Raw genomic sequence first — 23,991 nt, forward strand, 5'->3', positions numbered from 1 at the left:
ATGGAGTATGTCTTCATGCCGGGTGAAGATAGCCTGTTGCCGGATCTGGATCCGGCCGTTCAGGAAAATCTGCGTGAGTTGATGCAGGACGACTATCTGCTACTGCTGGACACCTTCATTATCGATGCGGAAAAACGCCTCGGTCAATTGCGTACCTTCCTTGCCAGCGGTGACCTTGAAAGCTTTCGCCGTTGTGCTCACAGCTTCAAGGGCAGTAGTGGCAATATGGGGGCTCTGGCGCTGCAGCAGGTATGCACGCTGGCAGAGCAGGCGGGTATCCATGGTGATGCGGGTGCCGCGGGCGATGCACTCGAGCGCATTGAGCAGTGTTACCGGCAACTGCGTCCCCAGTTGCACCCCTGATTCACCGTTGCTGCAGGTTTGCTTGTGACCACGGGCAGTGACTGTCGCTGACCAGCCAGCCGGTCTGCCTGCAAAAGGCCTCGCTGAGTAACGGCTCGGGCAGCTCAACTGGCTGCAGTGCTGATTCGCGTATCTGCATCAATTGTCCGGAATCCATGGCCAGCAGGAACAACTCGGGTTGCTGTGGATCGATTCGGGCAACCAGCTCTCCCTGATCATCCAGCTTTTCATCGGTATGCAAGGCCTGGCGAAGGTTGTGCTGGTCAGGCAGAACCAGATCCAGATGGTAGACCAGTTGCAGTGAATTGGTTGGCTGGTGCAGGTAGGCCCGTGGGCGCTCCAGCAAGGGCATTCCGGCACAGCCCACAGGCAAGTGGAAACAACTGTGCGGTTGCAGCTCGAAACTGGGGCTGTCGCAGTAGGTCAGGCTGTCGGCATAGGGTGTTGGCAGCCAGACATTCTGATAGCGCCCCGGCAACCAGCCCGCCTCGGTTTCGAACAGCAGCTCCTCGGCCACTTCGGTGATGGCGCACAGCAGCGGTACGCGCAGCTGGTGGGCTGGCACATAGCCGGAGACCAGTTTGAGAACGCAGTCGCCCATGTCATCGCGCTGCTGGCGGATCAGTAGCAGGTAATCCCGGCCACGCCAGTGCAGGTCTATGCGCAAGGAAACGCCGAGATTGGCGGTTAGGACCTCGAATTGCCAGGGATCCTCCAGCCAAACCGGACGCCTCAGTTCCTGCATCTCGGCAAAGCTCAGTGGTGCGCCTTCGGGATGGTAGTCCAACCCCTGCGGCGAGGCTTTTACCCGGATCGCCTGCGTCTTGAACGCCACCGGGTTGCTGCGTGCAATGACTCGACTCATGCCGCACTCCTGTTGGCTGGCGGCACTGCCCGCAGGGCTTCAGAGAACCTGCAGGGCGGCCGTAACGTTGTCCTGCAGGTGCCTGGGGTTGATGGTGCCGACAATTGCACTGGCGACCGCCGGGTGCCCCAGCACCAGACGCAGGCTGTCGACCACCGCGGTGGCCGGATCGCTGCCGGGCAGGTGCCCGCTGGCGAATGCCTTTTTGATGAGGATACCTTTGCCCTGTGACAGGGCGAAGTCAAGCACCGGCAGCTCGTCACGCTGTTGCAGGTTGTAAGTGACCATGGCGCAGTCGGCCTGCTGCAGGGCGCGAATGCCGCCCTCGACGGTCTTGCCGGAAAAGCCCCAGGCGCGGATCAGGCCTTCCTCGCGCAGATGCTGCAGGGTGGTGCAGACCTCCTGATCGAGCACTACCAGATCGTCGCCGCTGGAGTGCACCAGCACCAGATCCAGGTAGTCGGTGCGCAGCCGTTGCAGCGAGCGCTCCACCGAGCGCCGGGTATGTGCGGCGCTGAAGTCGAAATGCGAGTGCTGGCCATCGAATTCTTCACCCACCTTGCTGCACAGCACCCAGTGCTGGCGCTGACCGGCCAGCAACTGGCCAAGACGCTCTTCGCTGCTGCCGTAGGCCGGTGCGGTATCCAGCAGGTTGATGCCCAGCTCGCGCGCCTGCGCCAGCAGCGCGCTGGCGCTGCGATCATCCGGCAGCTCGAAGCCGTTGGGGTATTTGACGCCCTGGTTGCGGCCCAGCTTTACCGTGCCCAGGCCCAACGGTGAAACCTGCAGGCCGGTGCTGCCAAGGGCGCGCCAGTGTGGCTGTAATGTCTGCATCTCAGTGCTCCCAGACCGGTTTGGCCAGCGGCGGGTGCGGCAGCTCGGGCAGGGGTGGGTGCTGGCCCGGCTGCAGCGCCTGGCGCTGCAACAGATCCAGTACCTGATCGCTCAGATCCGGGGCCAGTGCCAGCTTGGTTGGCCAGCACACCAGCAGGGCATCCTGCTGCTGGACAAAGGCACTGTCCGGCCGGGTCAGGCCGCTCTGTGCCGGTTCCGCGCGGTCGATGCGCAGGGTATCCCAGCGCGCGCCCTGCAGGTTGACCCAGGGCAGCAGTTCAGCCAGTTCGCTGGCGGCGCGCTGGATCAGTGCCTGGGGGTCGCTGGTTACGCCCTGTTCGGCCAGTTCGCCGCCCAGATACCAGCACTGCTCGCCGTTCGTCAGCGGGTGGGTGGTGACGGTCAGGCGCGGTTTGGGGCTGGCACCCAGGCAATGGGCATAGAGTGGCGGTAGGTTGGCGGCGCAAACCGTCACCATCTGCAGCGGGCGGCGCTGCATGGCCGGCTTGTGGATGCCGGAGCTGTGCAGCAGCGCCTCGCTGCCGGCGCCGGCGCTGAGCACGAAACGCTGGGCCTGGATTTCCCGGCCACTGGCGCAGATCAGTCGTTGCGGCCCGCCATCGGCCGGTGTGTCAAAACGTTCGGCGCGATCGCCCAGCAGCGAGTCTCCGGCCAGCTCGGCCAGGCGCTGCAGCAGCGAGGGCACATCCAGTACCAGTTCGGCCAGCCGGTAGACCTTGCCACGGAAGGCCGGGTCGCGGAACACCTCGGGCAACTGCTCGCCGCTGACTGCATCGACCCGACCGCGCAGCGCCTTGCTGGCGAAAAAGCCGGCCATCTTGCTGATCAGGCTGCCCGGTGACCACAGATAGTGGTGCTGGCTGAGGACCTGTACACCGCGCAGGTCCAGTTCGCCATCACCCTCCAGACAGGCCCGCCAGCGCAGCGGCATGCCGGCAATCGCCTCGGCGGCCTGGGTCAGGCTGCCGTGCAGGGCGTACTTGGTGCCGCCATGGATGATGCCCTGGGAACGGATGGTCTGGCCGCCGCCGAGGCTGTCGGCTTCGAGCAGCAGGGTATGGTAGCCGCGCTGGCGCAGGCGGGCGTTCAGCCAGAGTCCGGCAATGCCGCCGCCGATGATGCAGATGTCGGTTTGCAGGGGTGTTGCCATGACGCGGATGCCTGTGCCGGAAATGAATGCGGACGGGTCTCTGACCCGGCGTGACAGTATACTGTTCGCTGCCGGATGCGTCATGGGCGTGTCCGTTACCCTGTTTGGCCGTTACCGGAGACTTCAAGTTGCGCACCCTGTATACGCTGATCTTTCTGTTGTGCATGCCGCTGGTGCTGCTGCGCATGCTCTATCGCGCCTGGCGGGCGCCGGCCTATGCCCGGCGCTGGCACGAGCGGCTGGGTTTTGGTGGTGATCTGCGTCCGCACGGCATCTGGGTGCATGCGGTGTCGGTGGGCGAAAGTATTGCCGCGGCCCCCATGCTGCGCGAGTTGCAGCAGCGTTACCCGCAGCATCCGCTGACCGTGACCTGCATGACCCCCACCGGCTCGGCGCAGATTCGCCGGCTGTTCGGCGAGCAGATCGGGCACGCCTACCTGCCTTGGGATCTGCCCTGGTTGCAGCGCCGGCTGATCCGCCGGCTGCGCCCGAAGCTGCTGGTGATCATGGAAACCGAGCTGTGGCCCAACCTGATTGCCGAGTGCAAGCGCGCCGGGGTGCCGGTGGTGCTGGCCAATGCGCGGCTGTCCGAGCGTTCGGCACGGGGTTACCAGCGTCTGGACTGGCTGGTCCGGCCGATGTTTGCCAGCCTCGACTGGGTGGCGGTGCAGACCGCTGCCGAGGCGCAGCGATTTGCCGATCTGGGGGTGCCGACGGCAGCCTTGACGGTAACCGGCAGCATCAAGTTTGACCTTAGTCCGGACCCCGAGCGCCAGCGCCAGGCCGAACAGCTGCGTGCCGGCTGGGGCCAGCGCCCGGTATGGATTGCTGCCAGCACCCATGCCGGCGAGGACGAGCAGGTGTTGGCGGCACACCGGCAGTTGCTGCGTGACTGGCCGGACCTGCTGCTGTTGCTGGTGCCACGGCATCCGGAGCGCTTCGATGCGGTGGCACGGCTGGTTCGCGACAGCGGGCTGGGCCTGCGCCGGCGCAGCGAGGCCGAGCCGTTGACCGCCGCCCAGCAGGTGTTTCTGGGTGACAGCATGGGTGAGCTGATGATGTTCTACAGCTGTGCCGATATCGCCTTTGTCGGCGGCTCGCTGGTGCCCTCCGGCGGGCATAACTATCTGGAGCCGGCAGCGCTGGGCCTGCCCATCCTGACGGGGCCGCAGCGTTTCAACTTTACCGAAATCAGCCAGCTGCTGGAGGGTGCCGGGGCGCTGGTACAGGTGGAGAATGCTGCAGAGCTGGAACGGCAGGTTGGTGTCTGGCTGGATGATCCGCAACAGGCAAAAGTGGCTGGTGAAGCCGGTGCCGCGGTGGTGCGTGACAATCAGGGGGCGTTGCAGCGTTTGCTGGGGGGCTTGGGGCGCTTTCTCTGAACTGACTGGCAGCACGCGCTGTGCTGCCAGTCATGGCTTCGACTCAGAAGCTGCTGCTACCGCTATTGCGTGCCGGGGCGCTGCCGCCGCCGGTGCGACCCAGTGACATCTGCCGTGCAGCCTCTTCGGCAGACGGCGGGATAAAGTCGCGATCGGCATCATAGTCAGGATTCAGCCAGTTCGACAGATCCTGCAGATCCTGCGGGCTGAGGGTGCCGGCAACCTGCTTGAGGCTCAGGTTGTTGATGATGTAGTTGTAGCGCTGGGTGTTGTAGTCGCGCACGGTACGGAACAGGGTGCGCTGGGCTTCCAGTACATCAACCACGTTACGGGTGCCTACCTCATAGCCGGTCTGGGTGGCGTCCAGGGCGGCCCGCGCGGAGACAATGGCCTGATGCCGTGCTTCGATTTCCTCGACGCTGGCGGTCAGGGTGCGGAACAGGTTGCGGGTGTTCTCTACCACCCGACGCTGCAGGGCATCAGTGGCATGCTCGGCCTGATTCAGCCGATAACCGGACTCGCGCACCCGTGAGCTGATGCCGCCACCGGCATACAGCGGCAGTGTCAGTTCGACGCCAATCTGTGAGGTGCGGCTGTCGATGGCCTGGCTGTTGAGTTCGGCGCCTCCCCGGTTGTCCCGATAACGCACAAAGGCATCGACGCTTGGGGCGTGACCGGCGCGGCTGCTGCGCAGGGCTTGGCCGGCGCTGTCTACAGCCAGACGGCTGGCTTGCAGGGTCAGGTTCTGGGTGGCTGCGGTATCTACCCATTGCTGCGGGTCGGCCGGGCTGGGGGCGAGGATCGGCAGGTCGTGACTGATGCCGTGCAGTTGGGTGTGGTCGCGGTTGGTCAGCCGGGTCAGCGCCTGATAGCTGACATCCAGATTGGTCCCGGCGGTCAGTCGTGCGGCGCGGGCGTTATCGAAGCCGGCTTGGGCTTCCAGAACGTCGGTGCGGGCCGACAGGCCAACCTCGAAACGTTCGCGGGCCTGTTCCAGTTGACGCTCGAAGGCGCGCTCCTCGGCGCGGGCGGTGGCCAGGTTGTCACTCGCACGCAGTACGTTGAAGTAGGCCTGGGCAACCTCCAGGATCAGTTCCTGCTGGGTGGCCGAGAACTCGATCAGTGCCTGCTCGCTCTGCGATTTGGCGGCCTGATAGTTGAACCAGCGGTCAGCGCGGAACAGTGGTTGGGTCAGGCTGGCCTGGTAATAATGGGTGCCATAGTTGTCGCTGCCCTTGCCGCTCATGCCGCGACCATCAATATCAACATGCTCGCGGCTGGCACCGGCGCCCAGGCCGATATTTGGCAGCAGTTGTGAACGGGCCTGGGGGAGTACCTCCTGACGGGCCATGGCTTCAGCCTCGGCGGCCGCTAGGTCAGCGCTGTTGGCCAGGGCTTCCTGGTAGACGGTCAGGAGGTCGGAATTGGCTAGTGCGTGGGCGGACATGCCGGCCAGCAGCAGAGCAAGGGTCAATGGGCGCAACATGCGAAGATCCTTTATGCAGGATGGGGTATCCGGCAAGGCTAAAGACCCGTTGATGCACGGTCAAGCGCAGACTGCCGCCGGCTTCGCAACAGTCTGTTGTGCAGGGCCGGTCATGTCTGTCTGTTGCGGGTATTTTCGACGTCCAGATAGTCCCGTTGAACGGCTGTTTCCAGTGCATTGACTGCCGTTTTAAGCTCTTCATAGACAAGGCGGCGATGGCGCAGGCGCTCGATCATTGCTTCATCCGGAAGGTTGCCCTTGCACTCTGCAGACATGTCCATCAGGGTTTGCAAGTATTCGCTGCGGCAGCGGGCTACCATGGTCAGCAGCGGGGTTATGTTCTCCATGGACAGCTGCTTGACCTGCGCGCTGATCATGCGGCGGTTGGTTTCGCGGCGCAGCTTTTCCACTTCCAGCATCAGGCGATTGGCTTCAGGGTTCATGGCGGCTCTCCAGGGTAAAGCGTCATTCTTCGGGCGTCAGTAACATGTCAAGCTGATATCAGAGTAATCGTTTTATTCGGTCTCGTCATCAGTACCCGATAGCGGTAAAGAATGCCGGGGTCGATTGCAACACTCTAGCTGAGTATCTCGGGGGGTAAAGAATGTACAAGCTGGTGTTTTTTGTGCCGGAATCTCATTTGGAGCCAGTCAAGCAGGCAGTGTTCGACGCGGGAGGCGGGCGTATCGGCAACTATGACCGTTGCTGCTGGCAGGTATTGGGGCAGGGGCAGTTCAGGCCGCTGGCCGGCAGTCAGCCTTTTCTGGGATGTACCGGCGAGCTGGAGCAGGTGGCTGAGTGGCGTGTGGAACTGGTATGCGAGGATGTTGAGGTGCCGGCGATGATCGCAGCGCTGCGCCGCGCACACCCCTACGAGGAACCGGCTTTCGATTTGTGGCGCCTGGAAAACCTCTGACTCAGGGCTTCGGCAGGCGCACTATACGGCTGCCCGACGCAATGTCCTGCCAGCTGCGCGAGTACGGATCCCAGAGTATCCAGAGCATTCCCAGTCCGCCACACAGCAGTCCCAGAGGGGCAACCAGAAAGCGTATGAGTGCCTGGTTCAGGGTGATTGCGCGACCCTGCTCATCCTCAAGTCGCAGACGCCAGGCTTGCATGCCCAACGTTTGGCCCTTGAAGGCCCACATCCAGCCCAGGTAGCCGAACAGACTGAGCAAGAGCATGCTGGCCAGCCATGGATCACGGTCCAGGGCGCCAGCCTCGGAGAGTGCCAGCAGTTGTTCGGGGCCGTGAATCAGCCGCAGGAGCCCCTGCTGATACAGCAGGGTAAGTACCATAACCAGAGCCAGACACAGCAGAAAGTCATAAAACATGGCGGCCAGCCGGCGTATCAGTCCGGCTGCCGGAAAATAGCCCTCGGGCTGGAGTTGGCGGCGCACGGCTTCAGCGCTTCTGCAAGGGTTGACAGGCAAAACGCACGCCGCCCAGTCCGTGCTGCATCAGGGCGCGGATATTGCCATGCGCCTCACCCTTCGGGTCGTCCAATACTGCCTGGTAGTGCTCGGCGAAGCATTGCAGGGCTTGCTGGTCGCTCAGGCCCAGATCGATGGCCATTGCCAGCACCTTGCATGACCCCTGATTCTGTTCGGCGGTGTTGTGCAGCGGGCCATTGTCGAAGGCGCAGGGCGTGTGCAGGTAGTGCGCTTCAATAAAGGCCAGGGTGTCGGCAAAGCAGTGCTGCGGACGGCCAATCAGGTCCAGCAAGTGTTGTGCAGGCATCAGGGTCAATCGTCCTTTCTCTGGTGGCGGTTTTTCTACTCGCTGTAGGGTATGGCGTATACAGCCTCGCGTTTCGGTGCGGGCTGGCGTGGATGATACGTTCGTGGCGTTGCAGCGGCAATCATTCGGGGTTGTTGCCTGGGGGCGGGTTACTTGAGATGGCGGCCACCGTTGACGACCAGATTGGACCCGGTCACATAGCCGGCATCCAGCAGATAATCCACGGCCTTGATGATGGGTTCGGAACCGGGCTCAAATGCAAGGCGCGCTTTGGCAATGGTGGTGCGGGCGTACTCTTCGCTCTCGCCTTCCTTGAGATAGAGCAGGCCCGGAGAAATGGCGTTGACCCTGGCATTGGTGCCGTAGAGTTTGGCGAATGACAGCATCATGTTCAGCAGGGCGGACTTGGTGGCTGCATAGGCAACATGGTTGCTGCTTCCTCTGCTGGCGGTGTCGTCGCAGATGTGGATGACATCGCAGCGCGGGGCCTGGTTGACCAGTTCAGCAAGGCCGAAATTGATCAGGTAGGGAGCAAGAACATGTAGCTGGTACATGGTGTTCATGTTCGCTGCCGAGTCATCCAGCCATTGGGATGCATTGTGGATGATGCCGCGCAACTTGGTATCGCTGCTTTTCAGGGTGTCGACAAATGCCAGAACCCGGGCTTGATCAGTCAGCTCGACCTGGTGGTAGTCGATGCCTGCCACCGGGTCTGCCGGCAGTTCGCGGACAGTGCCGATTATCCGAAAGCCTCGCGTCAGCAGGTGCACAGCAAGGTCTTTGCCGACGCGCTTGTTGCAGCCGGTGATCAGGATGCTCTGTTCGCTCATGGTCTCGACTCAGTTTCTGATCAGTTGCAGGAATTCCTGGCGCGTGTTGACCGAGTCCCGGAAGGCGCCAAGCATGACTGAGCTGTGCATTGATGAGTTCTGCTTTTCCACACCGCGCATCATCATGCACATGTGCTTTGCCTCGATGACCACAGCAACACCCTTGGCATTGGTGACGGACTGCAGGGCTTCTGCGATCTGTCGGGTCAGGTTTTCCTGGATCTGCAGGCGCCGGGCAAACATGTCAACAATGCGTGCCACTTTCGACAGGCCGATCACCTTGCCGGTAGGAATGTAGGCGACATGGGCTTTGCCGATAAAGGGCAGAAGATGGTGTTCGCACAGGGAATACAGTTCGATGTCCTTGACGATCACCATCTCGTCGTTATCGGATTCGAACAGGGCGCCGTTGACAATTTCTTCCAGGGATTGCTGGTAACCGTGACAGAGGAACTGCATGGCCTTGGCGGCACGCAGCGGGGTTCCGGTGAGCCCTTCACGCTGAGGGTTTTCGCCCAGATTTTCCAGTATTTCGTGATAGTTACGTGTCAGGTTTTCGAGGCTCATGTCTGTGTGTCCGTTGGTGCGGTCGATCAGGGTGAGTTGGGTAGGAGTCAGGCCCGCCAGGGGGACCGGGGGCAAAGACAGGCGCTGACTCCGATTAAAAAGCTATACCCTATGCTTATCGTGTACAAGCTTTTTATGAGTAATTTGTGTTATTCAGCAAGGTTTGCTTGTTTTAGCAGGGTTTTTCATGTACAAATTATCTAAATTGTACAGATGTGGTGGGTGCTATGGGCGTTCCCTTGACTGAACTGAAGTCCTGCGTGCTCGGCAATTCGGCAGTCAGGGTGGATATTACCACGCAAGCCTGTCTTGGCAGGTACCTTGCCCTGGTGGTCGAGTCTGGCAAGAGCGATCAGGTGGTTTGTGACAGCTACGGAGGTAAGCCGTTAGTCTGGTCAACGCTGGATGAGGCACGGCGCTGTCTGCGAAAGGCGGGCGTTGATCCGTCTGTATTGCAGGTCAGGATAGCCCATGACGAGGCGATCGGGCGTGCTGAGGACTGATGCTCAGGTGCTTTGGTTGATCAATGTACAATGCTGGTACAATTGCGCGTTACGAGCAGCGAAACGTGCTTCCTTTTGGCAGCGGATGGTCAAGGCATGACAAAGAGTTCCAACATCGAAAGCGCCACCGCCGATGATCTGGTGAGCGAAGACCTCTACCCGATCCGTGAGGTGTCGCGCCTCACCGGAGTCAACCCGGTAACCCTGCGTGCCTGGGAAAGGCGCTACGGACTGCTGCGTCCCCATCGCACAGAGAGTGGTCATCGGCTGTATTCGATGACGGATGTCGAGCGGGTACGCAGTATTCTCGACTGGATTGAGCGCGGTGTGGCGGTGAGTAAAGTGGTCAGTATCATTGACCGGCAACCTCCAGCTCGACCCGTACGCTCGCCAGACAGGCCCGAGGTCTGTGCAACAGGTTCCGGTGAGCTGGAAGACTGGGCTGGGCGCCTGGATGATGCGCTGAACCGCTATGACCTGAATCGTCTCGAACAGCTGCACGGGCAGTTGTGTCAGCAATTTCCGTTAGCCACTCTTATGGTGGATTTGTGGCTGCCACTGTTGCGCCGGCTGCAGCGCCAGCAGGGTGGCCAGTTCGCAGCGCGACTGATGTTCGAGAGTTTTATCATTTCACGCCTGCAGCGTTATGCCAGTCGCACGGATCCGGCGCAGCCGGTGATTCTTATGATTGTTCCGGAAGGGCAACCCTCCCTTGCTGCTGCCTGGATGGCTGGCGCTGTGCTGGCGAATGCTTCGACAAACCTGATCTTGCTGGAGGCGATGCCGGAATACCCGCAACTGCTGGATATTGCCGGGCGCTCCGGTTGTGCGGCGCTGCTGTTGTATTCCGACCGTTTGCTTGAGAACGAGCTGCTGCAGCGTACTCTGCCCCGTGCCGCTATGGCGCTCGACTGCCCGGTAGGGCTGTTGGGTGATGCCTGTGATTTACAGTCGGACCAGGTGGATGCGTTGCCCATGCTCAGTCTGGGTGCATTGGGCGCGCAATTGCCGCAGCGGCTTGCCAGTTTGCTCGACGCAAGTCAGCCCGTCTGATTTGCCGGCCGGGCATTGTGATACCGGCTTGTTTATGCTCGTCGATGGCGGCAATATGGCACTACTTGCGGCGGGCGGATGTCGATGAAGCAGCTTCAGGTAATCAGTCTTCCCGTTAGCCATTTGCGCCTTGGTATGTATGTTTGCGAGCTGGATTGTTCCTGGCTACAGACTCCTTTCATGTTGCAGGGAATTCTGCTGAAGAATGAGGATGACCTGCTGACCTTGCAGTCGCTTTGTCGCAGGGTTTCTGTTGATGTCCACAAGTCACGCCTGACACCCCAAGAGATCGAGGCGGCCCGTCTGGTTGAGCAGATTGTTGCTCCCCGTTACCCGCTGCTCAGTAACATGCCTGAAGAGTTGTTGGCGGCCAGTGTTGCCCAGCGCAAGGCACTGGATGACATTGAGGTTATGCTGGCCGAGATCAGTGCCGGCAAGCCGCTGCGAAGTGCAGATATTGTCGGGTCCCTGCGCGACTGTCTGGATTCCATTGTGCGTAATCCCAGTGCCATGTTGTGGTTGGCGCGTATAAAGCATGCCGACCGTTACACTGCCGAGCATTGTCTGAATGTGGCTATTCTGGCGATGAATTTCGGTCGGCATCTGGGGCTGTCAAGGCTGCATCTTGAGTGGTTGGGTCTGTGCGGAATGCTGCATGATGTAGGCAAGATGCAGGTGCCTGCGGACCTGCTTAACAAGCCTGGGCGTCTGACTGCCGAAGAGTTCGAGGTGGTCAAGCGGCATGCCGAGCAGGGATACGAGGCTCTGCGGGATGATCCTGATCTTCCGCCGACTGTGCTGGCTGCCGTGCGCAGCCATCACGAGCGAATGGATGCCAAGGGATATCCTCAGCAACTGCCGCCGGACCAGATAGGTTTTTTTACCCGGATCACCAGTATTGTTGATGCCTACGATGCAATCACCAGTCAGCGCTGTTACAGCCCTGCGCAATCCTCAGATCGGGCCCTGAATATTCTCTATGCCAATCGTGGCACCCAGTTTGACGAAATGCTGGTCATCCGTTTTATCGAAAGCGTGGGTGTATACCCGCCCGGGGTGCCGGTTGAGTTGAGCTCGGGTGAGGTTGCGGTGGTGATAGCGAATAATCCGCAGTGGCGCTTGCTGCCGAAAGTCGCGGTAGTTGGAGGCAATCCGGCAAGCTGCCATCTGCATCGTATTGTTGATCTGGCTACCGAGCTTGCCTTGCCGGCAGAAAAACGCTTGCGCATAGTCCGTGCGCTGGCAGCCGATGAAATTGGGCTTGATCTTGAGGCTTTCGCGGCACAGACACTGAACGCCTTGAGATAGGTGCTCAAGGCGCTTTGTCAGGAGTTTTGTGCGTTCCTCAGACCTGCCAGCTCGGCTTCCAGTTCCTTGACGCGCTGGGTGGCCTCAACTTCGGCAGTGACATCCTTCTGTATGCCGATAAAGTAGGTCAGGTTGTCGGCTTCATTGCGCACCGGTGTGATCGACAGTTCATTCCAGAACAGGCTGCCATCCTTGCGGTAGTTGCGCAGAATCTGGCGGCACGGCTTGCCGTCCTTGACGGCCTGGCGTATGGCGTCCAGCCCGGGCTGGTCACGGTCTCCGCGCTGCAGAAAACGGCAGTCCTGATAGAGGATCTCGTCCTTTGAATAGCCGGTCAGCCGTTCGAAGGCCGGATTCACATAAATCAGGATGTTGTCATCACCTTCCTGCTCGGCAACCACTATGCCGTCATTCGATGCGTTTACAACCAGTTGCAGAAGTTTGGCGTTGATCATTGTTCCAGCCCTGCGGGAGTTCAGGGCCCATTCTAACCGGAACGCCGCGCCTGTCCAGCGACTGCGTGGTTCGGCATAATGCTGGCGAACAATGACGTTAGGGAGTCGGTCATGCGGGTGGTGGTTATCAGTGGGTCGATGTTCGGTACAACCGATCTGGTTGCCGACAGGGCTGTGACGGTTCTGCAGGGTGCCGGACTGCAGGTGGAGCGTCTGGGCGAGATGAGTCTGGATCTGTTGCTCGAGCAACAGGCAGATGCCTGGCTGGTGTGCACCTCGACTACCGGGATGGGTGAGCTGCCGGACAACCTGCTGCCGCTGCACCTGCAGTTGCAGGAGCGCTTTCCGCTGTTGGACGGGAAGCCATTCGGGGTGATTGCCCTGGGTGACAGTGCCTATCCGGATACCTTCTGCGCTGGTGGCCTGCTGATGCGCGAACAGCTGCTTGAGTTGCAGGGCCGCGAACTGCTGCCAATGCTGCAGCTGGATGCCAGTGAAACGGTGACTCAAGAGGACGATGCCGAACCCTGGCTCGGCGAGTTCGTCGAGGCACTGGCGGCGCGGCAACTGTAACCGGGGCTACCGTCTGTGTGGATTTTCTGCGTCTAGACTGCTGTTCAATGCCGGTGGGTCGTTCCGCTGTGCCAATGAACAACAAGAGGAGCGCGTGAATGAATGTATCAGAGGCCGTTTCCGTCAATTCCCTGCGTGATCAGGTCAGTGCCGAAGAGTGGCAGACCCGGGTCGATCTGGCTGCCTGCTACCGACTGGTCGCCATGTATGGCTGGGATGATGTGGTGTTCACCCATATCTCGGCAAAGATCCCGGGTACCGAACACTTTCTGATCAACCCTTACGGGCTGATGTTCGAGGAAATCACCGCGTCCAGCCTGGTCAAGATCGATCTGGCCGGCAACAAGCTGATGGACTCACCGTTTGACATCAATCCGGCCGGTTTCACCATTCACAGTGCCGTTCATGAAGTGCGCCATGACGTTGGTTGTGTGCTGCATACCCATACCAACGCCGGTGTCGGGGTGTCGGCACAGCGTGACGGTATCCTGCCGATTTCGCAGCAGGCACTGTTCGTGCTCAGCAGCCTGTCCTATCACGACTACGAGGGGGTGGCGCTGCGTGAGGATGAAAAGGCGCGTCTGCAGAAGGATCTGGGCATGACCAAGAACATGGTGCTGCGCAACCATGGTCTGATGACCTGCGGGCGCAATGTCGCCGAAGCCTTCCTCGGTATGTACACCCTGCAGCGCTGCTGCGAAATTCAGGTGCAGGCGCAGGCCGGCGGCGCGGAGCTGATCCCGATTCCGCAGTCGATCCTCGACAGCGCCATTCAGAGCATGCGCGAGGTGACCAAGGGTGCCGGCGCCAATCTGGCCTGGCCGGCACTGCTGCGCAAGCTGCAGCGGGTCAATCCGGGGTTTGACAACTGAGTGATCCGCCGGCGGGCGCCTACTGCTCCTCGCGCAGAAATACCAGATTGTCAGCCGAGGAGCTGGCGGCGTCGTAGCGATAGCCTTCCAGATCAAACTGCTGAAGCTGCTGCGGATCACTGATGCGCTCGCGGATCACATAGCGGGCCATCAGTCCACGGGCTTTTTTGGCGTAGAAACTGATGATCTTGTACTGGCCGTTCTTGCGGTCACGGAACTCCACATCGATGATCCGCGCCTTGAGCGCCGGGCGGCGTACCGCCTTGAAGTATTCCTGTGAGGCCAGATTGAGCAGGATGTCGTCACCCTGCGCCTGCAGGTCCTGATTCAGCCAGTCGGTGATCCGCTCGCCCCAGAAGGCATACAGGTCCTTGCCGCGGGTATTTTCCAGGCGGGTGCCCATTTCCAGCCGGTAGGCCTGCATCAGGTCGAGGGGCCGCAGCACCCCGTAGAGTCCCGACAACATGCGCAGGTGCTGCTGGGCGAAGGCGAAATCCTCGGCGCTGAAATCCTCGGCCTGTAGTCCGGTATAGACATCGCCCTTGAACGCCAGCAGCGCCTGCTTGGCATTCTCTGGCGTGCTGTGCGGCTGCCAGCTGCCGTAGCGGGCGACATTCAGCGCCGCCAGCTTGTCCGATAGCGACATCAGCTCGGCAATCGCCTGCACTGACTTCTCGCGCAGTATCCCGATCAGCTCGGCGCTGTGCTCGACAAAGCGGGGTTCGGTGAAGTCAGTGATGATCGGCGGGGTGTCATAGTCCAGGGTCTTGGCCGGGGAAATCACCATCAGCATTGCAAGTACCTCCATCAAAAGCCGGTGGCCATTATGCCCGATGTGCTTGCCAGGGGTGAGCCATGGCCCTGATAGTTGCCGGCTATGGTCAGCCGCTGGGGGCCGCTCAGGGCTTTCGTCAGCACCGGCAGTCGAGTACCTTATCGGCTTTGACTGTCGCCGCTGTGCGCCAGCCTGCCGGAATCATAACAAGGTAATGGAGTGACCTCATGCTGCTGACCCGTCTGAAGAATGTCCTGACCGGCATGCTCTCGCTGTTCGTCAAGGATATCGAGCGGCGCAACCCGGAAGCACTGCTGGAGCTGGAGCAGGAAAACCTGCGCAAGCAGATTGCCAGTTTCAATCAGGGGCTGGCTGCCCATGCCGGCCTGGCTGAGCGGCTGATGGCCCAGGTGCGCAAGGAAGAAACCGAAGAGCGCGAGTTGCGCGCCCGGGTCACCGCCCACCTGCGTGCCGGCAACCGCGAGGCGGCGGCACAGAATGCCCTGCGCCTGCAGACCCTGGCCAGCGAACTGGAGGAGAACCGCCGGCAGCTGGAGCAGGCCGAGGAGTCCTACCGCAATCTGGTCAAGGCGCGGGATGTGGCAGTAAGCGCCGCGCGTAGCAAGATCGAGCACCTCAAGGGGGCGATCAATGACATGCGCATGAAGACCGCGATGGCCGAGATGAATGAAATGGCTGCCGGCATGGTCAGTGAGATCGGCGGCTCCGGCGACACCCTCAACCGGCTGCAGGAGATGGTCGAGGAAGAGCGCACCAAGGCCGCCGGTCGTGCGCGGGTGGCGCGCGATGCGATGGACATGGGCGAGATCGAGATCAAGGAAGCGGAAATGAACGCCCTGGCCGATCTGGCGCTGGCTGATTTTGCCGCCCGTGAGGGAATCGCCCTGGAGCCGGCAGAGACGGCTGCACCGGCAGCGGTTTCGCGCAGCATGGGCAGCAAGCCGCTGACCGACAGCGAACAGGGCTGAGCGCGTGCCTGCACATCAGGCCGCCGTGGCCTGGATGGATGAACTGGCGCTGGCCTATGAAAGCGGTGCGCATGGCCAGTTCGTGCTGTATGGCAATGTTGCTGACCGTTTTCCGCTGGATGGGCGGCTGGCCAGTCTGGGCCGCTATCTGGATGCGCGACTGCTGGCATCCTTTGATGTGGTCTTTCATTACGATCCGGGCAACGGACTCAGCGTGGTCCGTGGCAGCGAGCGGGTGGCCCAGTGGCCGGCCGCGGCGCGCCTTGAGGGTTGGCCGCGTGAACCTATGGCGGCGGTGCAGCTGGTCAGTCGCTACCTGCGCTACCAGGCCAATCTGGTGGCCCTCGGACGCGCCCAGCCGGAACATGTGGCGTGCATCCTGCGCGGCGCCGAGCAGATATTGCCGAATGGCCGGCAGGGCGACTTCGAGGTCGCCGGTCTGGCCAGCCTGATCCATGACTGGGCGGGTGAGCCGCCATTCGTCGACCTGCCCTTTGTCAGCGTGCTGATAGCCGACAACCTCAACGATCTGCACCCGCAGGTTGCCTTCAATCCGCGAGTAGCGCGCATCCGTGTGCCGCTGCCGGACAGTGCCCTGTTGCAGCAGGCGCTGGCGCAGTGGCGGCTGGAATATCCGGCGGCCTTCGATGCGCAAGTCGGTGATCAGCGTATGGCCGATGCGCTGGTCGGTGTCAGCATCAGCGCGCTGAACAGCCTGGTCCGCCTGCGTGCACATCAGCAGCGGGTGATCGCTAGTGCCGACTGGATTCAGGCGAAGAAACAACTGGTCGAAGGGGATGCCGCCGGCCTGGTCGAGTTTATCGAGTCGCGCCGCAGCCTGGATGACTACCATGCCCAGGAGACGCTGAAGACCCGCCTGCGTCAGGACATGGCGCTATGGCAGGCCGGCGAGGTACAGGCCCTGCCCAAGGGGTACCTGTTCGCCGGCCCGGTGGGCACCGGCAAGACCTATCTGGTGGAGTGCCTGGCCGGCGAGGCTGGTGTGCCGGTGCTCAAGCTGAAGAACTTTCGTGATCGCTGGGTGGGCTCCAGTGAGGGCAACCTGGAGAAGATCTTTCGTCTGATCGGTGCCCTGGGGCGCTGCATCGTGTTTATTGATGAGGCCGATCAGACCCTCGGCCGGCGCGATGCCGGCAGTGGCGACAGCGGTCTGTCCGGGCGCATCTACTCGATGATTGCCCAGGAAATGAGCGACTCCAACAACCGTGGCCGGATCATCTGGATCCTTGCTTCCTCGCGTCCGGACCTGATCGAGGTGGATCTGAAGCGTCCCGGCCGGGTCGACGTCAAGGTGCCCTTGCTGCCAACCACCAGTGTGGCGGAAAGTGCCGTGCTGTTGTGTGCCCTGCTCGGGCGCCTGGGGCTGGCGCTGGAACTTGAGCAGCTGCAGGGGCTGGCCTTGCCGCTGTTGCTGACGCCCGGTGCTGCCGAAGCGTTGGCGGTCAAGGTTTACCGTCAGGCACGCACCCTCGAGATGCCGGCGTTGCAGGCGCTGGAGGCCTGCTTGAAGGGCTATCAGCCACCGGTGCCAGCGGATGTGCTGGAGTTCCAGATGCGCCTGGCGATCCGCGAGGCTACCGATCTGGAGTTTGTCGCCCCGGCCCTGCGGCATCTGGGGGCCCCGGCGTGAATGCCCTGCGCTATATCGGCGCGGCCTTCAACGCGCGCCCGCTGGGCATGCCGATCCCACCCAACTGGCTGGGTCTGGCAGCTTTTGGTCTGCTGGGTGCCTTGCTCAATCCGGGATTCTGGGCACTGGGTGCCGGCCTTGAGCTGGCCTATTTGTATCTGCTGGCCAACAACCAGCGGTTCCAGCGCAGCGTGCTGGCTGCCGGGCAGCCGGTAGCTGCGCCTGAGGATCACTACCAGCAATTGCTCGAGGCGCTGGATCCGGCTTCCCGGGCCGATCAGCAGGCACTTGAAGTGCGGGCCCGCGAGGTCATGCAGTTGCTGACCCGTTCGGCCCTGCTGGCCAGCCACGTGGACAGTCTGGAACAGCTGGTGTGGCTTAACCTGCGGCTGCTGGCTGCGCGTCAGGCGATTGCCCGGGTGGTCGAGACCGCCCAGGGTGAGCGCGAAGCGTTGCTGACCCAGGAACAGCAGATTGCCGAGCGGCTGCAGGATCCGCAGCTGGGTGAGGAGCTGCGTCGCAGTCTGCAGCAGCAACAGGGCGTGATCGATGCGCGTCAGGCCGGTCACCAGCAGGCCGAGCGGCGGCTTGAACATGTCGAGGCGGAGCTGCAGCGGATTGGCCAGCAGGTGGCGCTGATCCGTGAGCAGGCGCTGCTGGCCAGCGATCAGCAGCATATTGGCGCCAGTCTGGATGCGCTGACCGCCTCGTTCACTGAGGCCAGCAGTTGGCTCGACAGTCAGCGTGAGCTGCTCGGGGTGCTCGACCAGCATGACAGTCAGCGCCTGCCGGCGCATGTGCTGCAGACGCCGGCAGCCGTCCGCCAGTCGACCACTCCCCTCGATCAGTAATTTTCCGGGTGGCCCGCCACCCGACACCACAAGGAGATTGTGCATGAGCAAGTCCAGGCTATGGCAACGCGGTTCCGCGGCCGGCACCCTGATAACTGTCGTTCTGGTCGGATTGCTGATCGGGCTGGGTATTTGGCTTATCGGTCGCGATGCCGGACCGGGTGTTGGTGGGGCCGCGCTGTTTGCCGATGCGGATGCCCCGGAACCGGTGGAGCCGCTGCGCAGTCTGCCGTCACTGGCATCGGCGGCGCCCTATGTGCCGCGTGATTCGATCATTGATGTGGATATCAGTGAATATGCCGGTTACGCCGGTCTGATCGTCGCCAATGGCGGCCTGCAACCCAACCCGGATTCGCTGTTCGCCCGCGAGTACGGCTTCCAGGTGCGCCTGACGCTGAATGAGGAGGAGGGCTGGTCCAAGGTCAACAACGGCCAGGTTGCTGCCTCGGTGACCACGGCCGATGTGCTGGCGGTGCTGGGTCGGCAGTTTGACGTGAAGGTGCCGGCACAGATTGCCTTTTCCCGGGGGGCCAATCAGGTGGTGGTGGACCGTGGCATTGCCAGCGTCAACCAGTTGAAGGGCAAGGTGCTGGCGGCCAGTCAGTTCAATGAAAGCGATTTCTTTATTCGCTATCTGGCCAGCGAGGCCGGGGTGCCGGTCAAGGTGCTGCGGGATCTGGACGCACGACCCGCTGCCGGGGAGCTGGGGCTGGTGTTTTACGAGGATGCCGTGGTGGCCTGTGATGCCTACGCCAGTGTGCTGGCCAGTGGTTCTGGCAGGCTGAATGGCTGCGTCGGCTGGTCGCCACGCACGGATCAGGTAGTCACCGAATCGGCCGGGCAGGCGAAGATGCTGGTGTCCAACCGCAACCTGCTGATCGTCTCCGACTTGCTGCTGGTCAACAGGGGCTTTGCCGATGCCCAGCCGCAGATGGTCGAAGGTCTGGTCTATGGCCTGCTGGAGGGCAACCGGCGGCTGCGTGAGGCGCCGGCCGAACAGGCGGCGCTGGTGGCGTCGGCCTTTGGCTGGAGCGAGGCGGAAACCCTGGATGAGCTGTCCAAGGTGCACTTCAGCAACCTGCCGGAAAACCGCGCGTTTTTCGAGGGAACCATTGATGCCGCTGGCTCCTTCCAGGGCATTTTCCAGTCTTCCGTGCTGGTCTATGGCGATCTGATCCGCAACCCGGCTGACCCCTCACGCTTTGTCGATATGCGCGCCCTGGAGGCGCTGGAGCAGACTGGCCGGTTTGCCGGGCAGACCGTAGCCATTGCTCCGATCCGTACCAGTGACCGGGTGATGCTGGAAGGCGATGCGCTGCTGAGCAAGGACATCCGCTTCTTCTTCGAGCCGAATTCCGCGCTGCTCGACAAGCAGGCCCGGGAGAACCAGGAGTACCTGGATACCATCCGGCGTTTCCTGCAGGTCAGCCCCGGCTCGATAGTGCTGCTGCGCGGACATGTGGACAATCAGCGGCTGGCCGAATTCGAGCGCCAGGGCGGGCCAACACTGGTGCGCAGCATGGCACTCAAGGCCATGGAGCTGTCGCGTCAACGTGCCCAGGCGGTGGCCGATGCGCTGCTTGAGCGCCATCCGGGCATTGATCGCGAACGTATTGAGCTGGTCGGGCGCGGCTGGGAAGAGCCGGTCAGCCCGGACAGCGAGCTGAACCGTCGGGTTGAGGTGCAGTGGTTTACTCTGGAGTGAACTGACTGCCGGTGGAGCGCGCGGCTGCTCCACCGGCCGCTGAGTGGCTACAAGTGGCTTTCCGCATATTCCGCCAGCAGCGAACGCGGCACACCCTGCAGGTGAATATGCACCCCGTGGTCGAAGTTCTTGAAGCACTCGGTCAGGTAGGTCAGGCCCGAACTGGTGGCATTCAGGTAGGGCGTGTCTATCTGCGCCAGGTTGCCCAGGCAGACCACCTTGGTGCCGTTGCCGGCGCGGGTGATGATGGTCTTGATCTGGTGCGGCGTGAGGTTCTGGCACTCGTCGATCAGCAGGAAACTGTGCTGGAAGCTGCGCCCGCGGATGTAGTTGAGTGACTTGAACTGCAGCGGCACCCGGTCGAGGATGTATTCGACACTGCTGCCGCTGTACTCGTCGTCCATGTGTAGCGCTTCCAGATTGTCGGTAATGGCACCCAGCCAGGGTTCCATCTTCTCCGCTTCGGTGCCCGGCAGAAAGCCGATGTCCTCGTCCAGCCCCTGGGTGCTGCGGGTGGCAATGATGCGCCGGTACTGCTTGCTGACCATGGTCTGCTCGATGGCTGCGGCCAGCGCCAGAATGGTCTTGCCGGAGCCGGCGGCGCCGGTCAGGTTGACCAGGTGTACATCCGGGTCCAGCAGCGCGAACAGTGCCAGTGCCTGCGGCAGGTCGCGCGGCCGCAGCCCCCAGGCCTCGCGCTCCAGCAAGGGTTCGCGGTGCAGGTCGCGGACCAGCAGGCGCTCACCCTCGATCTGTTTGACCCAGCCGACAAAGCCCTGATTGTCGCTGATGAAATCGTTCACATACAGGGCCGGCAGCCGCTCGCCCAGCAGCAACTGGTGCAGGGTCTGGCCGGTCTGCTGGCGGGTCTCGACCTTCTCCACCCGGTCCCAGAAGCTGCCATCGAGCTGGTGGTAGCCGCGTGGCAGCAGGTCGATGTCATCCAGCAACTGATCGGTCTGGTAGTCCTCGGCATCGATGCCGCAGGCACGCGCCTTCAGGCGCATGTTGATGTCCTTGGAGACCAGTACGATACGCGCGCCGGGGCGCTGTTCCTGGAGCATGCACAGCTGGTTGATGATGCGGTTGTCGTTGAGGTTGTCCGGCAGTTTCAGGCTGTTGGCCTGGGCCATCAGGATGGCCAGACTGCCGAGTAGCTGGCCGTTCAGGCGGCGTATCGGCACCCCCTGTTCGACTTCCTGCGGGCTGGCGTCCGCCAGGGTGCGGTCAATCAGCCGGATCGCCTGTCGGCAATCGGCGGCCAGACTGGTGTTGCCAGATTTGAGCTTGTCGAGTTCTTCAAGGACGGTCATCGGAATGATGACCGGGTGTTCTTCAAAGTTCAGCAGGGCGTTGGGGTCGTGGATCAGGACGTTGGTGTCGAGTACGTAACAGGTCAGTCGGGTTGCCGCGCTGGCTGCCATGGGCGCTGCCTCTCTGGTCGCAGTGCCGGGCCGCTGGCCGACCCGGCCGGGTAGGGCGCGCCGGTTGCGCGCCCCTGACCTGAGGTATAGCCCGGCTTTGTGACAGGCTCAAGTCAGCGGCGGTCGCGACGTCCGTGCGGATTGCGCGTCGTCGAGCGCTTGCGGGCACGGGCGGCGGCATCCGCCTGTTCGGCCTCGGCGGCCTCGAACACGGCCTTTTCCTCTGCGCTGTGCTGGCGTTTGGGGACCGGCTTGAGGAAGCGCTCCTCCGGCGGAATGCATTCCAGCTTGCCACCCAGCAACTGCTCTATCGGCGGAATCTGGAAGGCATCGTCCTCGCTGGCAAAGCTGATTGAGGTGCCCTTGGCGCCGGCCCGGCCGGTACGACCGATACGGTGGACGTAGTCCTCCGCGTCCTCCGGTAGGGTGTAGTTGATCACATGGCTGATGCCATCGATGTGGATGCCACGGCCGGCCACGTCGGTGGCTACCAGTACGCGCAGCTTGCCGTTCTTGAAGTTGTCGAGGGTGCGTACCCGCTTGTTCTGCGGCACATCGCCGGACAGCTGGGCAGCATCCACGCCATCACGCAGCAGCCGCTCCTGGATGCGCCGCACTTCGTCCTTGCGGTTGGCGAAGATCATTACCCGTTCCAGTTCCAGCTGGGTTATCAGGTTGTAAAGCAGTTTGTACTTGTCGCTGCTGCTGACGGCATAGACCTGCTGGGTAACGTTTTCCGAGGCCGGGCGCTCCGGTTCGATTTCCACCACGGCGGGATTCTCGGTCCATTGCCGGGCCAGATTCATTACGTCGTCGCTGAAGGTGGCGGAGAACAGCAGGGTCTGGCGGTCGCCCTTGCGCGGCGTCTGGCGGATGATCTGGCGGACCTGCGGAATAAAGCCCATGTCGAGCATGCGGTCGGCTTCATCGAGTACCAGGATTTCCACCAGATCCAGATGCAGCTCGCCGCGGTTACAGAAGTCCAGCAGGCGGCCGGGGGTGGCCACCAGGATGTCGCAATAGCGCTGTTCCAGCTGGCGCAGCTGCTTGTCGATATCCATGCCGCCAACAAAGGTCATCACGTTCAGCGGGCAGTGCCGGGTCAGGCCTTCGGCATCGCTGGCAATCTGCATTACCAGTTCGCGGGTAGGGGCGATAATCATTGCCCGCGGCTCGCCCATGAAGCGCTCGTCCGGCGGCGGCGTTTCCAGCAACTGGGCAATGGTTGAGGTAAGGAAGGCCGCGGTCTTGCCGGTACCGGTCTGCGCCCGGCCGATGGCGTCATGTCCGCGCAGGGTCTTGCCGAGTACTTCGGCCTGAATCGGCGTGCAGTAGCTGAAGCCCTGGTCCTGGATGGCCTGCATCAGGCTGTCCGGCAGCGGGAAGTCGTGGAAGCGGGTCTTGCCTTCCATCGGAGCTACCTGGAAGTCGTCAAGCGACCAGGGCTTTTGCGTGACCGGTGTGGTGCGCGGCGCTCGGCTCTTGGCCTTGCGCGGTTTGCGCGGAGGCTTCTGTGTGCCGTCCGGGCTGTCGTCGGGCGCTGCGTCGGCGCTGGCGGCCGGTCTCGGTGGACGTGCCGGTTGTTCCGCCTGCTGGCGCTCGATATCGGCCAGACTCGGTTCTTGCAATGGCTCGCCGGGTTTGTTGAACAGTTTTTTCAGTGCTTTGAGCACAGGCATCTCTCTGACGTTGGGGTGAATGTCAACGAGCCAGTGTAAAGCAATGTGGCCGGCGCGGGAACGCCGGTGCCGGCAGTGAAGGGCGTTGCTGGCTCAGAGGCCCAGTCGCTGACCCAGCCAGCGGCGAATGTCGGCGATTTCCGCCGGACAGACTTCGTGCATCATCGGGTAGTCGCGCCACTCACAGTGGTGGCCGGCCTGCTCCAGGCGCTGGCAGGCTTCGCGGCCCATGGCCGGGACCACGATGTCGTCGTGGCGACCATGCGCGAAGAGGATGTCCAGTGCCGGTGCGTCCGGTTGCAGCAGTGACTCAAGGGTCGGGCCGTAGGTTGATAGCGCCATCACGCCGCCGAGGGCGCGGCGCTGCTGGGCGGCATTGTGCAGCACTACCGCGCCACCCTGGGAAAAGCCGGCAAGGATGATGCGCTCGGCAGCAATACCTGCCGCCAGTTGCTGCTCGATCAGGCCTTCCAGCATGCCGGCGGATTCCTGCATCTGGGCATGGTTGATCGCGCGAGCCGGGGCCATGCCGAGGATGTCGTACCAGCAGGGCATCGGGAAGCCGCCGTTGATGGTCACCGGGCGGGTGGGGGCCTGCGGAAAGATAAAGCGGATGCCATGCTGCGCCGGCAGTCCAAGCATTTCTACCACCGGGACGAAGTCGAAGCGGTCGGCACCGAGGCCATGCAGCCAGATCACACAGGCATTGGCGGGGACGGCGGGTTCAATGATGTGCGGGCTGGTCATGGCGGACTCCGGAAACGAAAAAACCGAGTCACAAGGACTCGGTTTCTTGAATTGGTGCCCAGGAGAAGACTCGAACTTCCACGGGGTTGCCCCCACTAGCACCTGAAGCTAGCGTGTCTACCAATTTCACCACCTGGGCGTGTCAAGGGTTGCTTTTGAACTACGCTG

25 protein-coding genes, 1 tRNA gene and 1 pseudogene are annotated in these 23,991 nt (G+C 62.1%); 12 read left to right on the plus strand and 15 right to left on the minus strand.

Annotated features, from left to right (window positions below):
• Positions 1-363, plus strand: coding sequence for an Hpt domain-containing protein (locus BMZ23_RS00700; RefSeq protein WP_245748076.1), 363 nt, complete (start codon positions 1-3; stop codon positions 361-363).
• Position 364: 1 nt separating this feature from the next.
• Here the strand turns inward: BMZ23_RS00700 and BMZ23_RS00705 are convergent, their stop codons facing one another.
• The 3 genes from BMZ23_RS00705 to BMZ23_RS00715 are packed head-to-tail and all read right to left on the minus strand — an operon-like array spanning position 365 to position 3,233.
• Entirely contained in the window at positions 365-1,228 is an 864-nt protein-coding gene (locus BMZ23_RS00705) for a hypothetical protein (protein WP_093471360.1), read from the minus strand.
• A 39-nt stretch (positions 1,229-1,267) separates the two neighbouring features.
• Complete coding sequence (locus BMZ23_RS00710; protein ID WP_093471363.1) at positions 1,268-2,062, minus strand: aldo/keto reductase; 795 nt, start codon at positions 2,060-2,062, stop codon at positions 1,268-1,270.
• Between the two features lies 1 nt (position 2,063).
• On the minus strand, positions 2,064-3,233 hold the full coding sequence (locus BMZ23_RS00715) for an FAD-dependent oxidoreductase (RefSeq protein WP_093471366.1): 1,170 nt from the start codon (positions 3,231-3,233) through the stop codon (positions 2,064-2,066).
• A gap of 128 nt (positions 3,234-3,361) precedes the next feature.
• On the opposite strand from BMZ23_RS00715, the gene waaA reads away from it, so the two are divergent.
• Positions 3,362-4,615: a lipid IV(A) 3-deoxy-D-manno-octulosonic acid transferase gene (waaA, locus tag BMZ23_RS00720; protein ID WP_281242287.1), complete on the plus strand. Its 1,254-nt coding sequence runs from the start codon at positions 3,362-3,364 to the stop codon at positions 4,613-4,615.
• Between the two features lie 43 nt (positions 4,616-4,658).
• On the opposite strand, the gene BMZ23_RS00725 is transcribed toward waaA, so the two are convergent.
• A complete protein-coding gene (locus tag BMZ23_RS00725) occupies positions 4,659-6,101 on the minus strand; it encodes a TolC family outer membrane protein (RefSeq protein ID WP_093471369.1) in 1,443 nt (480 codons plus the stop codon).
• A 110-nt stretch (positions 6,102-6,211) separates the two neighbouring features.
• Positions 6,212-6,544, minus strand: a complete 333-nt coding sequence (locus BMZ23_RS00730; protein WP_093471372.1) for a hypothetical protein — start codon at positions 6,542-6,544, stop codon at positions 6,212-6,214.
• A gap of 161 nt (positions 6,545-6,705) precedes the next feature.
• Here BMZ23_RS00730 and BMZ23_RS00735 point away from each other — a divergent pair, with 161 nt between their 5' ends.
• Positions 6,706-7,017 carry a YqfO family protein gene (locus tag BMZ23_RS00735; protein WP_093471374.1) on the plus strand — a complete coding sequence of 104 codons (312 nt, stop codon included), beginning with the start codon at positions 6,706-6,708 and terminating at the stop codon, positions 7,015-7,017.
• 1 nt (position 7,018) lies between these two features.
• On the opposite strand, the gene BMZ23_RS00740 is transcribed toward BMZ23_RS00735, so the two are convergent.
• The 4 genes from BMZ23_RS00740 to folE all read right to left on the minus strand — a co-directional run bounded on the left by BMZ23_RS00740 (position 7,019) and on the right by folE (position 9,238).
• The gene (locus BMZ23_RS00740) at positions 7,019-7,501 is read right to left on the minus strand and encodes an RDD family protein (RefSeq protein ID WP_093471376.1); all 483 of its coding nucleotides are present in this window, start codon (positions 7,499-7,501) and stop codon (positions 7,019-7,021) included.
• A 4-nt stretch (positions 7,502-7,505) separates the two neighbouring features.
• Positions 7,506-7,841 (minus strand): HopJ type III effector protein, encoded by a 336-nt coding sequence (locus tag BMZ23_RS00745; protein ID WP_093471379.1) that lies wholly within the window; start codon positions 7,839-7,841, stop codon positions 7,506-7,508.
• A 149-nt stretch (positions 7,842-7,990) separates the two neighbouring features.
• Positions 7,991-8,671 (minus strand): SDR family oxidoreductase, encoded by a 681-nt coding sequence (locus tag BMZ23_RS00750; RefSeq protein WP_093471382.1) that lies wholly within the window; start codon positions 8,669-8,671, stop codon positions 7,991-7,993.
• Positions 8,672-8,680: 9 nt separating this feature from the next.
• The gene (gene folE, locus BMZ23_RS00755; RefSeq protein ID WP_093471384.1) at positions 8,681-9,238 is read right to left on the minus strand and encodes a GTP cyclohydrolase I FolE; all 558 of its coding nucleotides are present in this window, start codon (positions 9,236-9,238) and stop codon (positions 8,681-8,683) included.
• A 239-nt stretch (positions 9,239-9,477) separates the two neighbouring features.
• On the opposite strand from folE, the gene BMZ23_RS00760 reads away from it, so the two are divergent.
• From BMZ23_RS00760 to BMZ23_RS00770, 3 genes are all read left to right on the plus strand, one after another.
• The gene (locus BMZ23_RS00760; protein WP_218143532.1) at positions 9,478-9,741 is read left to right on the plus strand and encodes a DUF6482 family protein; all 264 of its coding nucleotides are present in this window, start codon (positions 9,478-9,480) and stop codon (positions 9,739-9,741) included.
• A 96-nt stretch (positions 9,742-9,837) separates the two neighbouring features.
• Positions 9,838-10,794 carry a MerR family transcriptional regulator gene (locus BMZ23_RS00765; protein WP_177197181.1) on the plus strand — a complete coding sequence of 319 codons (957 nt, stop codon included), beginning with the start codon at positions 9,838-9,840 and terminating at the stop codon, positions 10,792-10,794.
• Positions 10,795-10,878: 84 nt separating this feature from the next.
• On the plus strand, positions 10,879-12,102 hold the full coding sequence (locus BMZ23_RS00770; RefSeq protein ID WP_177197182.1) for an HD-GYP domain-containing protein: 1,224 nt from the start codon (positions 10,879-10,881) through the stop codon (positions 12,100-12,102).
• 17 nt (positions 12,103-12,119) lie between these two features.
• On the opposite strand, the gene BMZ23_RS00775 is transcribed toward BMZ23_RS00770, so the two are convergent.
• Positions 12,120-12,557 carry a PAS domain-containing protein gene (locus BMZ23_RS00775; protein WP_093471395.1) on the minus strand — a complete coding sequence of 146 codons (438 nt, stop codon included), beginning with the start codon at positions 12,555-12,557 and terminating at the stop codon, positions 12,120-12,122.
• A gap of 111 nt (positions 12,558-12,668) precedes the next feature.
• Between BMZ23_RS00775 and BMZ23_RS00780 the strand changes: the two genes are divergently transcribed.
• Both BMZ23_RS00780 and BMZ23_RS00785 read left to right on the plus strand, forming a co-directional pair.
• A complete protein-coding gene (locus BMZ23_RS00780) occupies positions 12,669-13,130 on the plus strand; it encodes a flavodoxin domain-containing protein (protein WP_093471398.1) in 462 nt (153 codons plus the stop codon).
• Positions 13,131-13,228: 98 nt separating this feature from the next.
• Positions 13,229-14,002 (plus strand): class II aldolase/adducin family protein, encoded by a 774-nt coding sequence (locus BMZ23_RS00785; protein WP_093471401.1) that lies wholly within the window; start codon positions 13,229-13,231, stop codon positions 14,000-14,002.
• 19 nt (positions 14,003-14,021) lie between these two features.
• Here the strand turns inward: BMZ23_RS00785 and yaaA are convergent, their stop codons facing one another.
• Entirely contained in the window at positions 14,022-14,795 is a 774-nt protein-coding gene (yaaA, locus tag BMZ23_RS00790) for a peroxide stress protein YaaA (protein ID WP_093471404.1), read from the minus strand.
• Between the two features lie 209 nt (positions 14,796-15,004).
• Between yaaA and BMZ23_RS00795 the strand changes: the two genes are divergently transcribed.
• The 4 genes from BMZ23_RS00795 to BMZ23_RS00810 are packed head-to-tail and all read left to right on the plus strand — an operon-like array spanning position 15,005 to position 19,973.
• Entirely contained in the window at positions 15,005-15,766 is a 762-nt protein-coding gene (locus tag BMZ23_RS00795) for a PspA/IM30 family protein (protein ID WP_093471407.1), read from the plus strand.
• 4 nt (positions 15,767-15,770) lie between these two features.
• Positions 15,771-17,417, plus strand: a complete 1,647-nt coding sequence (locus BMZ23_RS00800; protein ID WP_093471410.1) for an AAA family ATPase — start codon at positions 15,771-15,773, stop codon at positions 17,415-17,417.
• The gene (locus BMZ23_RS00805) at positions 17,414-18,268 is read left to right on the plus strand and encodes an AAA family ATPase (RefSeq protein WP_093471412.1); all 855 of its coding nucleotides are present in this window, start codon (positions 17,414-17,416) and stop codon (positions 18,266-18,268) included. Before BMZ23_RS00800 ends, BMZ23_RS00805 begins: the two co-directional genes overlap by 4 nt.
• A 43-nt stretch (positions 18,269-18,311) precedes the next feature.
• The gene (locus BMZ23_RS00810) at positions 18,312-19,973 is read left to right on the plus strand and encodes a phosphate ABC transporter substrate-binding/OmpA family protein (RefSeq protein ID WP_143069537.1); all 1,662 of its coding nucleotides are present in this window, start codon (positions 18,312-18,314) and stop codon (positions 19,971-19,973) included.
• Positions 19,974-20,020: 47 nt separating this feature from the next.
• Here the strand turns inward: BMZ23_RS00810 and BMZ23_RS00815 are convergent, their stop codons facing one another.
• The 4 genes and pseudogenes from BMZ23_RS00815 to BMZ23_RS00830 all read right to left on the minus strand — a co-directional run bounded on the left by BMZ23_RS00815 (position 20,021) and on the right by BMZ23_RS00830 (position 23,962).
• Positions 20,021-21,397, minus strand: a complete 1,377-nt coding sequence (locus BMZ23_RS00815) for a PhoH family protein (protein ID WP_093471416.1) — start codon at positions 21,395-21,397, stop codon at positions 20,021-20,023.
• Positions 21,398-21,627: 230 nt separating this feature from the next.
• Positions 21,628-23,070: pseudogene (rhlB, locus tag BMZ23_RS00820) on the minus strand (ATP-dependent RNA helicase RhlB); the annotation flags it as partial.
• A gap of 99 nt (positions 23,071-23,169) precedes the next feature.
• The gene (locus tag BMZ23_RS00825) at positions 23,170-23,823 is read right to left on the minus strand and encodes an alpha/beta hydrolase (protein WP_093471421.1); all 654 of its coding nucleotides are present in this window, start codon (positions 23,821-23,823) and stop codon (positions 23,170-23,172) included.
• A 52-nt stretch (positions 23,824-23,875) separates the two neighbouring features.
• Positions 23,876-23,962, minus strand: a tRNA-Leu gene (locus tag BMZ23_RS00830).
• Positions 23,963-23,991 lie beyond the last annotated feature (29 nt).

The organism is Halopseudomonas yangmingensis (genome assembly GCF_900114825.1).
In the GTDB taxonomy this organism is placed as follows: domain Bacteria; phylum Pseudomonadota; class Gammaproteobacteria; order Pseudomonadales; family Pseudomonadaceae; genus Halopseudomonas; species Halopseudomonas yangmingensis.

Bases quoted from the DNA above. Each gene is read 5' to 3' on its own strand.
- BMZ23_RS00700 (WP_245748076.1), top strand. From the start codon at position 1: ATGGAGTATGTCTTCATGCCGGGTGAAGATAGCCTGTTGCCGGATCTG.
- BMZ23_RS00705 (WP_093471360.1), bottom strand. From the start codon at position 1,228: ATGAGTCGAGTCATTGCACGCAGCAACCCGGTGGCGTTCAAGACGCAG.
- BMZ23_RS00710 (WP_093471363.1), bottom strand. From the start codon at position 2,062: ATGCAGACATTACAGCCACACTGGCGCGCCCTTGGCAGCACCGGCCTG.
- BMZ23_RS00715 (WP_093471366.1), bottom strand. From the start codon at position 3,233: ATGGCAACACCCCTGCAAACCGACATCTGCATCATCGGCGGCGGCATT.
- BMZ23_RS00725 (WP_093471369.1), bottom strand. From the start codon at position 6,101: ATGTTGCGCCCATTGACCCTTGCTCTGCTGCTGGCCGGCATGTCCGCC.
- BMZ23_RS00730 (WP_093471372.1), bottom strand. From the start codon at position 6,544: ATGAACCCTGAAGCCAATCGCCTGATGCTGGAAGTGGAAAAGCTGCGC.
- BMZ23_RS00735 (WP_093471374.1), top strand. From the start codon at position 6,706: ATGTACAAGCTGGTGTTTTTTGTGCCGGAATCTCATTTGGAGCCAGTC.
- BMZ23_RS00745 (WP_093471379.1), bottom strand. From the start codon at position 7,841: ATGCCTGCACAACACTTGCTGGACCTGATTGGCCGTCCGCAGCACTGC.
- BMZ23_RS00750 (WP_093471382.1), bottom strand. From the start codon at position 8,671: ATGAGCGAACAGAGCATCCTGATCACCGGCTGCAACAAGCGCGTCGGC.
- folE (WP_093471384.1), bottom strand. From the start codon at position 9,238: ATGAGCCTCGAAAACCTGACACGTAACTATCACGAAATACTGGAAAAT.
- BMZ23_RS00765 (WP_177197181.1), top strand. From the start codon at position 9,838: ATGACAAAGAGTTCCAACATCGAAAGCGCCACCGCCGATGATCTGGTG.
- BMZ23_RS00770 (WP_177197182.1), top strand. From the start codon at position 10,879: ATGAAGCAGCTTCAGGTAATCAGTCTTCCCGTTAGCCATTTGCGCCTT.
- BMZ23_RS00775 (WP_093471395.1), bottom strand. From the start codon at position 12,557: ATGATCAACGCCAAACTTCTGCAACTGGTTGTAAACGCATCGAATGAC.
- BMZ23_RS00780 (WP_093471398.1), top strand. From the start codon at position 12,669: ATGCGGGTGGTGGTTATCAGTGGGTCGATGTTCGGTACAACCGATCTG.
- BMZ23_RS00785 (WP_093471401.1), top strand. From the start codon at position 13,229: ATGAATGTATCAGAGGCCGTTTCCGTCAATTCCCTGCGTGATCAGGTC.
- yaaA (WP_093471404.1), bottom strand. From the start codon at position 14,795: ATGCTGATGGTGATTTCCCCGGCCAAGACCCTGGACTATGACACCCCG.
- BMZ23_RS00795 (WP_093471407.1), top strand. From the start codon at position 15,005: ATGCTGCTGACCCGTCTGAAGAATGTCCTGACCGGCATGCTCTCGCTG.
- BMZ23_RS00810 (WP_143069537.1), top strand. From the start codon at position 18,312: ATGAGCAAGTCCAGGCTATGGCAACGCGGTTCCGCGGCCGGCACCCTG.
- BMZ23_RS00815 (WP_093471416.1), bottom strand. From the start codon at position 21,397: ATGGCAGCCAGCGCGGCAACCCGACTGACCTGTTACGTACTCGACACC.
- BMZ23_RS00825 (WP_093471421.1), bottom strand. From the start codon at position 23,823: ATGACCAGCCCGCACATCATTGAACCCGCCGTCCCCGCCAATGCCTGT.